Here is a 15,237-nt window from a genome sequence, read left to right as displayed (position 1 = left end):
ATTATTTTCCTCCCCCACTAATAAGGTTGTGTAAATCTGTTAACCATACTGGAACGTCTAAATGCAAGCTTTGGATGAAATTCATATCGAAGCCACGGAAAAACCCACTTAATACGAATAAAATAATAACCGATATAAGAAGTGTCTTCGTTACTCTATTCCAGCCACCATCATCTACACCTTTTCCAATTAATATTCCTAATACAACACCTGGTACTGCATTTCCCATTATGAGGTGAGCAAGCCCACCAAAAATCGTTCCCCACATCCCCGAACGCTTTCCTGCATCTAATGCTGCTAGCCAGAAAATAACAGGCATGACAGGATTAATTAATAGATTGGCAGCAGGAACTAATACTTTCACAGCAATAGCCTGCATTGATTCTGGAATTGCCGAAGCAGTTGAGTTTAAGAAGGTAACCACGACCATTCCTACTAAAGCACCGACAAACGCCATTTTCTTTGGATTATGTAGCGTATCTTCTACCTTTTTTCCCCTACCGATTAGTATCGCAGCAGCCCAGTTTGGGATAATTCGATGATCTACATCCTGTGTAAATGCTCCTGCACCAACTGATGACGCCCAAGCATTAAAGAAGAAGCCTAATCCAAATGAAAAATGGGATACAGCATCACCTGCACAGGCATTTAGTTCTCCTAATGTTCTAAAAGCCCCCATCCCTTGAACTTTTGGTGCATGAAACATACGTGCAGCACCCGCTCCAACACCAAAGCCCACTAAGCTCCCTATAATTAGAGATTTTAATAGAATCACGAAAAACTCCATGAATTCATCCCCTTTGTTTCTTTTTAAAATCAATATTTTCTATATTTACGAGAAACAGATCTACTGTTACATCCATGACTACCTGGAATTGACTCCTACTTCTCGGGAAGAAAAAGAGTAAAAAGCGTTCTGCATAGATTTCTTCTATTGCAGATACAATATCGATGTTCATTGGTTCAATTCGAATGATCATTCCATTCAATTCGGCATTTACTTTTTTTTGAATTTTACTTAATGCATTTGCCATTGCATGTTCCTTAGATTGCCCTTTTCCTTCAACACGAACCGTTTGCTGAAGTCTTTTATAGTTGTTATTATCCATTTAGTTTGATGTACTCCTCCGTAATTCGTTTTCCCAATTCTTCAACATCCATGAAGCCAAAACCTAAAACTTTTATTCCATCACGAATCGCTGTAATCCCCTCATCGATGGAGCGCATGCCATATCGTGCTTGATAGCCATATTTGGATTGCGCCGTAATGGCACCAGCCCCACCACTTCCGCAAAATGATATACCTAGGTTCGCATTGTGAGCATTCATTTCATCTCCAAGCCGCATATCCGCACCGAATCCTGCAACAACAATCGCCTTTCCACCTGCTGCCTCCACACCTTTTGCTACATTTTGTCCTTTTCCTAAACGATCACCAATCACGACAATAACTTGTTCACTCATGTTCCATTCCTCCTATAGTTATGAATTGTGTTTAGCTATCTCAAAATGAATGGATAATAAATAAATTTCATCTTCATCCAAGTGTTCTAGTGCTTCTTTTACTTTTTTCGCAATCCAAAACGATTCCTGAGATATCTCTGAAAATAATGATCGATCAATAGCAGCAAGCTTTTCCTTTGTTAAAGAACGGTGAACCATTGCTGAAAGATGTGATATAAGAGCTACCTGTTGGATAGGCGTCATTGTGATTTGTCTTATTTCACATTCTTTTCGTGAAAGTTCAAATACGTGCTCACACAGCTTCTCATCTCCACTTTTTATAAATAACAATTTTTCCTCTTCGGTGAAATTCGTTTTATTCATTTCGCTTTATAAACAACCCTTCCCTGTCGTATCGTAATATGTGGAACTAACATTTTGCTTACTTCCATCCCCTCGCCTTGAGAATCAATTAATATTTCCCTCTTGTCAATTAACTTAAAAATGGTTACATCTGCCCTTGTTCCAGGAGTAAAGCATCCCTGTTCAGATAAACGTAGTGCTTTTTTTGGTCTCGCAGTAACCGAGGCAACCAATTCCTCTAGGCTATAGCCGAGGGCAAGAAGCTTTGACATTGTGGTCATTAAGCTTCCAACTGGTTTATCGTAGTTTCCTAGATAAATATCAGTACTTGTCGTAAAAGGGTAAGGATAGTTTTTTTTATACGTTTTCATCGTTTGAAAAGAGAAACTGGATGTCCCATGGCCCACATCGAACAAAACTCCTCTTTTAATTGCATCATGTGCTGCATCTATAAGTTTCCCCTCATTGCTCAAGATTCCCCCTTTTTTCCCATGAAAAGCATGGGTAACAATATCCTCTTTTTGTAATAAGGGGAGAATTTCTATTAATTCAGGAGGAGCATTGCCGATATGAACCATGATTGGTAATTGACTTAAATCAGCTAATCTTCTCGCATATTCTAGCGGTTTAACTCCATTATCCTTCACTACTGAATGACTCATTCTTGCCTTTAATCCAACGATATCGGTTTGCATTTTTAAAAGTTCTTGAAGTTCATCAACTGTCATCAGATCATTCATATTTGCTAATTCCGATAATCCTGAGCACAGCCCATTACGAGAGATATTCAAAAAGGCAAGAACTTCGGTTTGGTTTTGGTCAATAATTTTTGTTTTAAAGGTAGGAAAATCATTCACACCAGAACTTCCTGCATCCACAATAGTTGTTACTCCCTGATTTATCCCCACTAGGTCAGGATTAATACCAAGTGTCGTTTCTGCTTCAAAAACATGAACATGCATGTCAATAAATCCCGGAGCAACATAGCATCCTGTTACATCTAGTTCCATTACAGTGGCCGTCTTATCGCTTTCGAGTTGAATGAATTTTCCATCAATTATAAGCACATCTTTTTTTATCGTTTTTTCAGTTTCCGGGTCAATTACCCAACCATTTTTTAACAATAGCCCTTCTGTCATGTTTGATCACATCCAGTCAGCTGAAAATATTGTAGTAACGCTCGTTGCTCTGCTTCATTAATATAAATTCGATTTTGATGTAAAATATCCATTATTTTCACTAATATCTCATCATTTTGCTGAAGCGAAGATTGATGAATAAATTGATCATATTGCTTGTGAAAATAATATCGATGGATCATGAGAAAAAGATGGACCTGCAATCCCTTTTTTCGTTCTTCAGAAATTTGATTAGATAGTAGATTAAGTATCCTATAGGATATTTCAAAACCTTTGATTATGACTTCCTGACTCATCATTTCGTAATCAATAGGTTCGTTTTCTTCTTCATATATTTTCGTTTCATAGGTCTCTGTGTTTCTTTCCTTCAAAAGTCCATTTACCTTTTCACGAATGGCCTGTATATTTTCTTCCGTTGGAACAGGTTCAACGAGAACAACAGGAATGGTCGATTTGAGAGGAAACACACTTACGATTAAATCAATCTCTTCATTTTTACTTATCTCTTCAACTTCCAACACTGAACAATAGGTGGTAATATGAATATTCCCTATTTCGCGCTCTACTCTATTTTTAATAAGTCGAGCTACTCCCCTCCCAGTTGAACAAACATAAAGAGCTTTAATTGTTGGCTTCTTCGTAAATTCATTTTCATAGGATACGAGAAAATGCAAAGCGATAAAGGAGACAAATGAATCCTGAACGATGCTCGTATGCTTTTTAAACAGTTTTACGCATACCTCTTTTATACTTGTAAATAATGAAGTATTTTTTCTTTTGATTTCATGAATAAATGGATTTACTTCGCTCACGTATGTCGTATTTTTCTCGAAGCGCAAAGATAGATGTGATAAGAGATTATTAAATAATTTCGTATCTTTGTGAAATGGTATTTTTTCTTTTTTGCTGACATACCGAATCAATTCCTCTATTATCGTCAGCAAATTCATTTCTTTATCTCCAAGGAGAAAATTACGTTGGATGTAGAGAAATTCGTCTTCAAGTAAAGGAAGATCGAATTCATTGCATATGCTTATCATCACTTGAAGAATAAATTTCGATGATGCGGAGTTCTGTTGATGAGACTTTAATAAGCGATAACTGCCAATCGTGTATTCACATTCCATTCTGACAAGAAAGATAATTAAGCGTATAAAGATAGAAAGAATTTCTGCATGAAAAATAAAATTCGTATTTTCCTTTTTTAAAACGCACCGAATATATTGAAGAATGACATCAAACTTTGGTTGAATTCCCTCAATAAATCTGAATTTAAATAAATCGATTCTCTCTGATTCATTATTCAAAATCATTGAATACATATCATAATTCGTTAGGCTTTCCTGAATAACATGTTCAAATAGTAGACGAATATGAATTTCTTCTCCAACTAGCCGATACCCCACCCGTGGTTTTCTCTCTAATTTGACCATCCAAGATTGGATAAATTCTTCTGCATGCTTTAAATCACTTAATACAGTATTTCTACTTACTTGTAGATAGTTCGAAATTTGTGATGCGGTAATATAGCCTTTCTGTGAGAAAAAGAGATAGAGAATCTTCTCAATCCGAAGTTTTTGATCCGGATAGAAAGACCTATTGGTATATTCCATCACGGATTTATATAGCTGTATTCTTTCATTTTCATCACATTCGATCCAATACCCTTTGTTCGGCTGGGAAAAAAAGGAGACATTTTGATGCTGGAACCACTGACGAACTTGCTCTAAATCGGATTTGATTGTTCTCGTACTTACATTCAAGTCTGTCGATAAATCCTTCGTTCTAAGTGATTTTTCCGCTTCCAATAGCTTCATTACTATTTGAGCTGATCTAGTTGTTAACATATTTATCACCACACTACTAGTAGTCATAGCTCGGATATCCATAATTAAATTATAGCCTCCACATGCAAGCGTTTACAGACCAATTTCATTCACTAATAATAGTGAAATAGTTTGATTATTCAAATGACTTAATCCGATTTTTTGAAAAGCTCTTTTCTCAGTAAAATGAAACGTGTAGCGGTCCTCAGTTGATATTTATTAGTTATAACCTTACTTAAATAGCAACAATGTTTGAGAAAAGAGCCTATAAAATAGGGACAATAGTTGAATTGCTGTTTAGTTGGAAGATTACTTCTGGGGAAAAAGTAGGGATGTTACACTCTGGAAAAATAAAAACTCTCGTTATTTCATATCAACTGTTAAGCAAGGAAATAAAACATCGAGAGTGCCTGTTACCCTTTATTTGGAAGAAAAATAGGAAAATCCTTGGTTATATGGATGAATCAGTTAAGTTATAATTATAAATAATTGAAAATTGCTTCTTAAAGAAAAAGGATCTTTTCTATTACTTTGTTGTTATTTCTCATGAAGTTATAAAAAAGATCTACATCTTATGGGAATCTCCTTAATAAATTCCAAGATTTTGAGTTTACACGCTTAAAAATAAGTTGAAAAAGGTGAAATTATTTGGACATCCAGGAATTAGGACAAAAAATCAATCAATGTACGGAAGATCTCGACTTCCTTTCTGCCCGAAGATACATTGAAGAAAATTTAATTATTTTAGAGGACCATAAATATTTATTGAAAAGTAATGCACGAGAAATATTTAACTTTGTTAAAGAAAGACTTGAATCTGGCTACCCACCTCTTACAAAGCAGGAAAAGGCAGTTATAAACTCCATCAATACATATGCTTATAATTTTGACTTAAGAGGAATTAAACTAGTATTAAAAAGTAAGGCCAAACTATTCCTAAGAGAAGATATTATTAGCTACCTCAATGAAGATGCAAGGAATCTTTTAAAAAGTATGGGTGCAATAAACGAGTAACAAACAGGAACACGTCTATAATTATATCAATACATGCGTGATCTAATTGCTTCTAATCATTTAGATCTTGCAAATACCGGGCAACTCTTTTCTTTCCACTTGGTTCTGCCCGGAAATGCAGATTTTTTCTTTCTTGATTTTCCAGGTATTATTTCAAGTTTCAAACGACCTTTAAGGTATACCTGACTGCCTTTAGCAGTTGTCCAATAGGCAGATGGTTTTAAGTCACCTACCTATTGGACAATATCTCTTTAATAATATGCTCATAAATAATGAATCATAAGAAATATGGTAAATAATATAATGTATATATTCCTATATAAAAAGGACTTAACTTAACTTTACTTTAAATACTTTCACATTGTACTGTACTCCACCATAATATTTATCTAAAACTTCTTGTTGATTAAGTGAGTAATTTCTAAAATAATTATATATCCACGTTATACCGATTAGTAAAAAACTTACAACAAAAAGTGTTTCGATAAAATCATATTTATATAAAAAGGAAATAGCCAAAACAATTATTAACTGGACTATGATAGTTGTTCCCACTATTAAACTTTTACCTTTTTTAGTACTAATCATTTTTATATAATTTTTTTCTAATTTACTAAATAAAAATCCCCAAATAAAGGCAAAACATATCACGATTGAAATTAGAATTATTGTAACTATCACTCGTTTATAAAACTCCATTTCAATACCTCTTCTATTTTAGATATTTTTCCCCTCCAGATACTCCTTCCATGCTGTCAAACCGCCTTCTAACACCTGTACATTATAATCGTGCTCTGCTAATATTTTTGCACATTTCATTGCGGAGTTACCGGTAGTACAAGTAACGATGATTTTTTCACTTTTAGAAAGAACTTCTTTAATATTATCCTCCGATTCTTCGAAATTAAAGATGCTTGTTTTTGGAATATTATAAGAGTCTTCTATATGATCATTCATAAACTTTTCCTGGGCTCTCACATCTAAAACAAACAAATTATCATTTCTTTTCCTTATTTCATCTAATTGTTTCGGTGTAATCTTTTTTATTTCCAATAATATACCCCTTTCTATTAATGTCTCTATCAAAATTATAACATGCGGTTATTTTCTATTCATTTAATAATCGATACATTACTTGTTCATCTGTCTGTAATGGAGTTTGTTCTTTCATCATGTCTTTGGCATCATTAATGGTTCCGAGAAAATGGATCTTACCTTGTTTTAATACACCAATCCGATCACAAAGAAAAAGAATTTCACTCATATCGTGTGTCGTATAAACAATCGTTTTTCCTTGTTCCGAAAGCTTCTTTATATATTGATTGATTTCCAATTTCGATTGAAGATCAATACCAACCGTTGGCTCATCCATTAATAAAACATCAGGATCATGGATAAGTGCAACGGCAATATTTAGTTTACGCTTCATCCCTCCCGATAGCTTTGATACCTTTTCTGTCCATTTTTCCTCTAAGTGAACGGTTTGACAAATCTCAAATAATTTCTTAATTGATACCTTACCTTTTGTAAATTTACTCCAAAAAACTAAGTTCTCTTTGACAGTCATATCTTCCCAAAGTGAAATATCTTGTGGAACATACCCGATTAGTTGTCTCGCTTGTTTTTTTTGCTTAACTAAATCTAATTGTTTCACCGTCACAGAGCCAGTGGAAGGCTGAGAAATAGTTGCTAAAATGGAAAGCAAGGTTGATTTTCCTGCCCCATTCGGACCTAATAATCCAAATACCTCTCCCTTTTTAATTTCCAATGATACATCCTGTAAAATCGCTTTTTTTCCAAATTGCTTTGATATCCTTGAAATAGTTATCATTTGACCTTCTTTAACCTCCAAATGGCCATCCCCCATAGGATGACACTCACTAATATTAAGAAAAAGGAATAGTTAACCGCGGATGCGGAATCTAAAATAAAGAAGCTTTGCGGCATCCAATAAGATAAAGCTGCAAGCGATGGAGTAATGTCTCCAATCGGAAAAAAACTCCCCCCGATAATCCCTATCAAAAAGGTTATGAAAAATCCAGCAATATAGTATGTCCCTGGATGAGAGATAAAACTAGCTACACCTGAACATAAAGCTATACAAAAGATGATAAAAAGGACCATCATTATAAACATTCTTAGGCTAGACTCAATCATATGAAAGTGAACCAATATGAAATAGCTGATTGTTAATTGAATGATATGAAAAAATAGATTGGCACCTGAGCTTTGCAGCAAATACCCCATCAATCCTCTATTCATCGTTTGAATCCGCGGAAAGATCTTTTTCCTCTCCTTTACGATCCAATCTGAAGTAAAGAAACAAGCAAGCATAGTAAAAAAACTCCAAAGTCCTAAAAATGAGGTAAAATCAATGTTTTCTTTGCTTTCTTTAGCCCTCTTATCTCCATTATCACGATAGTCGATTGTCATTAAAGGCTCTGGTTCCCATTGTTTATCAGTATATTCATAAGCTTTATTCCATAATTGGTTCGATTCGCTAAGCTTTCCAAACCTTCTCTCCATTAAATTTACTACACGATTTGATGCTTTAATGGTGGTCGTCAACCGGGTTATCTTGCTTGCTACAAGCTCCCTTACTACTCCTGTAGCTAAAGAAGTTGGGGAGGTCCATAACTCGATTGTTTCTTCCCAGTCTTCATCCATTAACCGTTCTTGAAAATCTCTCTTTATGTAAAAAACACTGTCAACAGCATTCCGTACAAGTAGTTTTTCTGCGTTACTGGCTGTTGTCTCACTTACAACTAATCTTGGTTCATTCTTCAATTGTTTAACCACTGTCTTTGAAAAATGATGTTGGTCTTCATTCACAACTGCAATTGGGATAACTAATTCTTGCTGCTGTTTCTCAAAAAGAAAGCCGAAGAAAAATGTAGCAGCGATAGGAAAAAGAAAAAAGAACATCATCCATGGCTTATAAAATATATATTTTAATTTTTGAATTAGAATCCCCATTCTTAAAGGAACCTCCTTTTCCTGGCATTAAGCAAAATGGAAATGAATAGAAATCCACAGGATGATAGGAGTAGAAGCTTAAATGAATGACTCAAAGAGGACGTCCATTCCCCATGGAAAATTTCAAGCATAAAGGTAAGTGCCCATGCATTCACCGAGTAACTACTCATTTGCTCCAACCAAGATGGATAATATACGGTCGGAATAAGATGTCCACCAACAATGGCTCCAACTAATATGAAAATAACTCCCATAAGTAGAAACACTTTTTCCCTTTGAAAAAGGGATTCCAGCATGAGGAAGAACAAGGAAAAGACAAATGAGATCAGTATCGATCCAAAAACAAATGACCAAGGTGCTAATTCCATCCAAATGATCATTGGAATTCCTATTATTAAAGAACAACCCATTACCAATAGAAATAGAGCAACAAATTTAGCTGCAATAATCTGAAGTGGTGTAATACCGTATGACAATAATCGCAAACTCACCGATTGGTTAATTCGTGATGAAAGTAATAATTGACCACAAAATCCCCAAATCATTAATAATAGAATAAAAAAGGAAATAGCGTAGTATTGTAGAATGTCTTCCTGAAACAATGATGCTTTTTTCACCTCTTCAAACACCTGGCCACGTCCTAACACATGTAGTGCATAGGTTACTATATTTTTTCGGAGTTCTTTTTTTCTTACATCTTTAGGAAAATCATTTTCTACCATAAAATCATTGACCGTATTGATTCCACTTTGCGCTGCAGATGTAAGGTCGGCAGCACTTTTCAGTAAGTAGTGGATTAATTGTGATTGCAATGGACGCCTTTGATTCCCAACTACTTGAACGGGGGTATTCTCGCCTTGAGCAACATTTCCACTAAACCCCTTAGGTATATAAATAACTCCCGCTATTTCATTCTGATTTAGCAGCTCATCAGCATGGGTTTGGTTCGTTTGAATCGTTTCCATTAGTTGATTTAAATGATCGTTGTCTGTGAGCTGCTTAATAACCATTTTTGTTTCAAAGGTAGGATCCTCGTTAACAATTGCGACCTGAAATGGTTGTACACGGGATTCTTGTTGAAACAATTGACTACCAATTAAACCAATACCTGAAATAAATAAAATAGGAATAAAAATAATAGCAAAGATGACTTTTTTACTACTAAATAAAGCTTTTACATAGAAAGATAGGAATATAGTAAAATTCCCCAAGCTCACACCCCCTATTGAGATTATTTAGGTTCAAAAATACTTCAGGCACCACCCAATAATTGGATGGTGCCCTAAAAGCTTACTTAAATCCCGGAGTACTCTTCATCTTCTAGATAATACTCATCATCCATTGGTCCAGTGAACATGTCTTGAAGTCCCAAACTTTCCACTAAACCTTGAATATTAACCATAACTTTTTCCTGAATATCCATCATTTGTTCCGGAGTGATTTTAGTGATATTAATTCCATTCTGATCGGCTTTTGGAATCGTTAGACTATCTTTTAATTTTGTTTCAGAATCAACCTTTAATGAGACGGATCCTCCCATTCCTTCTGCCTTTACATTTAATTTAATATCCATTACATCTTTTTGGTAGTTTTTCTTTACATTCACGTCATTTGTTTGATTTATTGTCCCACTCAAATCAAAATCTGATGGAATTTCAACAAAATTTGGTCCCGAAAACCCGATGTTGAAATCTCTTTTTACTTGATGCTTTTCATTCATCTTTCCATCATAATTCGAATTCATCGTAAATTTGATTGACCCTGACTCTTCTCCAGGATCTGAAACAGAAAGTTCAGCAGTCAATTTTTCTTTACGCTGCTCTTTTTTCTTTTCATCAATATCATTATTTACTTTAATTGAAACTTCTTCTTTTGAATTATAATCATTCATAAGGAAATGAAACTCTTTAAATTGTTTCTTGTCGCCATAAGGGACATTTTTCGTGGAGATTGTTAATTTAACTGGCTCTTCTCCCTTTTCTGTTCCCATTGTCATTTTACGATCAACCACTTGCTCTTTATCATTGATTAGTAGAACCGACTTAATTCCACCTTTAACCTCTTTATCTTTTAAATCATCCTTAATATCTTCAATTGCACGATTCATTTCCTTTTTGAACCATGCTTCATCCATCTTTACTCCATTTACTTCACTAGCCATCGCTTGGGTTTTTGTTAATTCGACAAAGCGCTTAGCAAGCATATCTTGGAATTTTTTATCTGCCTTTAAATGATCTAATAAATTGGTCAGAACAGTAGTAGCTTCTTTTGGTGACATATCTAATGTTACTTGACGTAACTTTAATGTCTCCCCTTTAAACTTATATTCTACTCCTTTTTTTAAAGTAAAATATTCATCTTTTAATTGGTCATTAAGGAATTTTCCATATCTTGTTGCTAAATATTTCTTTTCACTATCCGTAAATTCAATATCCTTTAAACTAGTATTGGATAGATCAAGTGTATCTGGACCATTGTAATAAGGATCACTCATACGCATAAAGTCGCCAAATTCATTCGTATTTAAATACAATGCTTTATCATATAGTGTAGGTACTTTTAGCCCTAACTGTTCTTTTGATTGGAAAACTTCAACATCAAGTGCCTTTTCCTTATCTAGATTTAAAGAAAGCGTATGGTGTCCTGCTTCCTTTTTTGGATCTTGGTCACTTTTTACTGCAATAGATACGCCATTTAAAATTTCTTGTACCATTTCAATTTCAGGAGTCATTAGCGCATCATCAAGTTTAAAGTTTCCACTTATATTTACCGTTGAACTTGATGGTTTTTCTAGCATATCCTTTTGAAAGGCAATACTGTCCCCATAATTTTCATCAATTTCTTTCGTCATATTTTTGAAAGAATTATATTCTGATAGTAAATAAAGTTCCTTAGGTGATTTTTTGAATACAAAGGCGGAAACAGTCCCCGCACCAATCAATAAGATGGCTGCCAAAATAGCGATGACTTTTCCTTTAAATGGTTTTCTAGCAGGTTGCTTTTCCGGTTCATCAAGAGGTATATGTGCCTCAAGAGCCGCAGATGCTTCTTGCATAGAATCCTGGTTTCCTCCCCCTACAGAAGAACCACATGATGGACAAAATTTGGAATCCTCTTTTAATTGCCCACCACATTTTGAGCATAAATTCATACTTTTTTCCCCTTTTCATTTTTTATTACACATGCTTTATACATAATAATCATAAATAACCTACAGTTCTATATATTCGACAAAAGTAGACAATAACTCATCCTTTCACCCTATGTTAAAATAAGGAAAATAGTGTAAAATACCTATTACACCTCCATTTTTCAAATAGGTAAAATTACCTAAAATACTTTTCTTACAACAAAAATAAGGTTAAACATTAAGCAAACTATCCGGCATTACCTTTATATGTATAGAACAATTAAGTTAATTATGATTATTTATATATATATTTTGGAATCTTTTTGAATGACTATAGAGTAGAATTCATCTTTAAATGAGATTAGCCGATGCGTTATTTTACCCTTGATTGTGAGGAAATGTTATAGGGGGATGCTTATTACATGTTTAACCAAGCAGATAGATGGAGTACATTTTTATCGGACAGGGGGCTTTCAAACCCACATGTCCGTTTTGTTTTCGTATAGTTGTTGCATCAGTAAAGCCCTACTGCTAGCTATAAAAGGGGGCTTAGAACCTGTAACTTTTTTCAGTTCAATGAAGAGAATTGTCCTGCTTCAGTCTATTTTTCTTAGGTAAAAAAATAGCTAAAAAAGTAACCATGTTTATGAAAAGGGAATTTTATAAAGTTATACGTCCAAAAAAACCGTAAATATCATGCACCTTCATTGTATACATTGAGCATATTCTGTAAGTGAGTCTTCATTTGATTTCTAAAATCTTCAGGACCAATAATCTCCACTACTTCTTTTTGGGATAATATCCACACTAGAATGTTGTCTGTGTCTTTTACTTCTATTTCATACGTTGCCCACGCATTTTCCAATTTTATTTGTTTCGAGTTTGGAAATTCTCTTAGTATGCTCTCCATTAGAACAGATGGAATTTTTAAGGTGACCATTTCTTTGTGTTTAGAAGATGGAATGAACGATTCTTTTGATTGAGGGTTTTCTATTTCATCTATCATGATGCTCTTTCTACTAATTCGAAGATTTTGTATATGCTCTAGTTTGAAATTTCGTTTTCCTTTATTAACACCTTCGTGCATTTCCCCAATAAGATAATAGCTGCCCTCATGAAAATGAATCGAATGAGGTTTTAGAAGACGAATCTTCAACGAAGCATTATCGCTCTCATATATAAAAGATAATCCTTTTCTTTCATCAATTGCCCGCAAAATTACTTCAACATTCGGTAAAAGATCTTTTACATTCGTTTCTTTGCAATAGCTATCAAAATCTTGAAATAATTTTTTTAATTGAAGTTGAGCATCATCTGATAATTGTTGGACTAATTTTTTTTCTAATGACTTTATCTCTTTATAACTAAAACTATTACTTTGGTAAATGTTTAATAGTAGGAGAATCGTTTCAGAATAGGATAATAGCTCAGATTTTCTTATTTTATACATTCCATTTTTTAAATAAATATCAAATTCTTCCAAAAAATTTCTGATTAAATAGATGGATTTTTTAATCGTTGCTTCATGTACACCATATGTAATTGCTTCCTTTTCTATTGATATTTCTTCTCCTTTTAAAAGCCTATTACATAAATCTAAAAGACGCTCTTGTGAATTATAATGTGTATGGTCTCCAAGCTGAGCATCCATAATTTCCTTTACTAGTTTTTGATCGCCATCTATAATTTCCAATTTATGAAAAGTAGGAATTTTATTTTTCAGCTGCTTAATAATGTTTGAGAATCTATCAACGATTTTTCCTTGTTCTATGATTTCATCCTTCTCTTGAATTTCATACCAAAAACGGGAATTATATTGATTTTCCTCCTTATGGATGGTAATACTTTTTGTATTACTTACTTTTAGAAGTAAGGCTGTCCCCAAAATAACCCCTCCTTTTTCTAGGTAATTAGAACCATTCACTTATTATATCGGGAATTTAAAAGAAATTTTTAGTTTTTAATGTGTTTAATTATTTATTAATAAAAAATGGAGCCTTCTGATACATTGCGTTTCAGAAGGCCCCATGTCTTTCTACTCTTTTTAATTTTCTACCCTTTTCATTTGGTTGATACTTACTAAATCTTATAGTAGGGATTACGCTATTTTTTTCTTTTAAGAAGGACTGAATCCTATTTTTCACCTGCTCTTTCATAAGCTCAGTAAGAGGTTCCATTTGAATTTCTAATTTACTATTTTGATATTGGATAACTCTATATTCCCTTACTTCAGGTGCTGATGTAATAATCCATCTCCGGACAAAGTCAGGGAAAATCGGTAAAGACCCACCGTCATTTGTATTGAAATAAAAAATATCATCGCATCTTCCTTCAATTTGTTCAATGGCTAGATGTGGAGAGCCACATAAACATGGATCTTCTTTAATGGTTAAAATATCATTTAATCGATATCGAATAATAGGCTGTGCTTTGCGTTCAAAATCAGTAATGATCGGAGAAAATTTTTTCTTTTTCTCATCGATCCATTCTTTCTCAATGACAACAATGTCTTCATTTAAGTGCAGGGTTCCGTATTTACAGGTTGCAGCAAGAAAACCCTCCGTACATTGATAGACCTGATGTATGATTTGTTTAAATACCTTTTCAATATAGTGCTTGTCAATTGGATCTAAAACTTCAGCAACAGTAATTATTTTTTTCGGTTGTAAAACTATCTCTCCTTGATCGACATATTCAGCAATCATACGCATCATCGAAGGAGGAGCGACTAGAATAGTAGGATTAAGCTGCTTTAGTCTTTGAATATGGGTCTTAATTTCCTCTAATAAATCAAAAAAGTGAAATTGAATTCTCCCCTCACTTACTGATTGATAAAGATTACTGTTTGCTCTTAAGAAAAAGGCAATGACTTCCGGAGATCGAATGGATTGAGGAAGTAATTTAGCTAATACCGTTCCTGCCCATGCATTTCTTTCCTTCTCAGAAACAATAAACAATCCTCTATTTCCAGAGGTCCCAGAAGAAAGACCAATGGTTACATCATTAATCATCGGTTCAAAATCTCGAGACTCTTCTGCCTCCAAAGCAACACGGAATGCTTCTTCTCTACCAATCCCCATTGTATTTAGATCATCAAAATGGTCCATCATTATCTCTTTGTCAATGGTGGGAAATGTAGTTAATACATCCATTGTTATGGTTGGGGGAATTTTTTTTAACCTCTCTTGATAAAAGGTAGAATATTTACAAACATAATGTAAATGCTTCGCTAACCTTTTCATCTGATATTTCTCAAGCTGTTCTCTCGTCCTATACTTCAAGAAATACTTTGTTTTTACATATGCCAATAATATTGATAAAGTTCTCAACCAAAGCATCTCCTCTA

Annotated in this window: 15 protein-coding genes; 1 reads left to right on the top strand and 14 read right to left on the bottom strand. The window is 34.0% G+C overall.

Annotation, left to right across the window (positions count from 1 at the left end; translation table 11 throughout):
* Position 1 precedes the first annotated feature (1 nt).
* Genes NST63_RS05145 through NST63_RS05120 form a run of 6 tightly spaced genes read right to left on the bottom strand, consistent with a single transcriptional unit; the run spans position 2 to position 4,834 of the window.
* On the bottom strand, positions 2-787 hold the full coding sequence (locus NST63_RS05145) for a DUF4311 domain-containing protein (protein ID WP_341041470.1): 786 nt from the start codon (positions 785-787) through the stop codon (positions 2-4).
* 4 nt (positions 788-791) lie between these two features.
* Positions 792-1,109, bottom strand: a complete 318-nt coding sequence (locus NST63_RS05140; RefSeq protein ID WP_341041468.1) for a DUF4312 family protein — start codon at positions 1,107-1,109, stop codon at positions 792-794.
* Entirely contained in the window at positions 1,102-1,464 is a 363-nt protein-coding gene (locus NST63_RS05135; protein WP_180212021.1) for an SFCGS family glycine-rich protein, read from the bottom strand. The genes NST63_RS05140 and NST63_RS05135 overlap by 8 nt, the downstream gene beginning before the upstream one ends.
* Positions 1,465-1,482: 18 nt before the next feature.
* A complete protein-coding gene (locus NST63_RS05130; RefSeq protein ID WP_341041466.1) occupies positions 1,483-1,794 on the bottom strand; it encodes a PRD domain-containing protein in 312 nt (103 codons plus the stop codon).
* 29 nt (positions 1,795-1,823) lie between these two features.
* Entirely contained in the window at positions 1,824-2,945 is a 1,122-nt protein-coding gene (locus NST63_RS05125) for an amidohydrolase/deacetylase family metallohydrolase (RefSeq protein ID WP_341041464.1), read from the bottom strand.
* Complete coding sequence (locus NST63_RS05120; protein ID WP_341041463.1) at positions 2,942-4,834, bottom strand: BglG family transcription antiterminator; 1,893 nt, start codon at positions 4,832-4,834, stop codon at positions 2,942-2,944. Before NST63_RS05120 ends, NST63_RS05125 begins: the two co-directional genes overlap by 4 nt.
* Positions 4,835-5,419: 585 nt before the next feature.
* On the opposite strand from NST63_RS05120, the gene NST63_RS05115 reads away from it, so the two are divergent.
* Positions 5,420-5,785 (top strand): hypothetical protein, encoded by a 366-nt coding sequence (locus NST63_RS05115; RefSeq protein ID WP_212944785.1) that lies wholly within the window; start codon positions 5,420-5,422, stop codon positions 5,783-5,785.
* 330 nt (positions 5,786-6,115) lie between these two features.
* Here NST63_RS05115 and NST63_RS05110 read toward each other — a convergent pair whose 3' ends face one another.
* The 8 genes from NST63_RS05110 to NST63_RS05075 all read right to left on the bottom strand — a co-directional run bounded on the left by NST63_RS05110 (position 6,116) and on the right by NST63_RS05075 (position 15,220).
* On the bottom strand, positions 6,116-6,484 hold the full coding sequence (locus tag NST63_RS05110) for a hypothetical protein (protein ID WP_341041462.1): 369 nt from the start codon (positions 6,482-6,484) through the stop codon (positions 6,116-6,118).
* Positions 6,485-6,502: 18 nt separating this feature from the next.
* Positions 6,503-6,838 carry a rhodanese-like domain-containing protein gene (locus NST63_RS05105; protein ID WP_341041461.1) on the bottom strand — a complete coding sequence of 112 codons (336 nt, stop codon included), beginning with the start codon at positions 6,836-6,838 and terminating at the stop codon, positions 6,503-6,505.
* Positions 6,839-6,893: 55 nt separating this feature from the next.
* Positions 6,894-7,637, bottom strand: a complete 744-nt coding sequence (locus NST63_RS05100; protein WP_242598232.1) for an ABC transporter ATP-binding protein — start codon at positions 7,635-7,637, stop codon at positions 6,894-6,896.
* Positions 7,613-8,761, bottom strand: coding sequence for an ABC transporter permease (locus NST63_RS05095; protein WP_341041460.1), 1,149 nt, complete (start codon positions 8,759-8,761; stop codon positions 7,613-7,615). Before NST63_RS05095 ends, NST63_RS05100 begins: the two co-directional genes overlap by 25 nt.
* 2 nt (positions 8,762-8,763) lie before the next feature.
* Positions 8,764-9,972 (bottom strand): ABC transporter permease, encoded by a 1,209-nt coding sequence (locus NST63_RS05090; protein WP_341041458.1) that lies wholly within the window; start codon positions 9,970-9,972, stop codon positions 8,764-8,766.
* A gap of 83 nt (positions 9,973-10,055) precedes the next feature.
* A complete protein-coding gene (locus NST63_RS05085) occupies positions 10,056-11,912 on the bottom strand; it encodes a zinc-ribbon domain-containing protein (protein WP_341041456.1) in 1,857 nt (618 codons plus the stop codon).
* Between the two features lie 673 nt (positions 11,913-12,585).
* Positions 12,586-13,776: a helix-turn-helix transcriptional regulator gene (locus NST63_RS05080; protein WP_212944791.1), complete on the bottom strand. Its 1,191-nt coding sequence runs from the start codon at positions 13,774-13,776 to the stop codon at positions 12,586-12,588.
* A gap of 130 nt (positions 13,777-13,906) precedes the next feature.
* A complete protein-coding gene (locus tag NST63_RS05075) occupies positions 13,907-15,220 on the bottom strand; it encodes a F390 synthetase-related protein (RefSeq protein WP_445663892.1) in 1,314 nt (437 codons plus the stop codon).
* Positions 15,221-15,237: the final 17 nt, after the last annotated feature.

It is taken from the genome of Heyndrickxia sp. FSL W8-0496 (assembly GCF_038007825.1).
Lineage (GTDB): Bacteria > Bacillota > Bacilli > Bacillales > Bacillaceae_C > Heyndrickxia > Heyndrickxia oleronia.
Note: the sequence above shows the minus strand (reverse complement) of the source record. Positions and strands in the feature narration are given on the sequence as shown.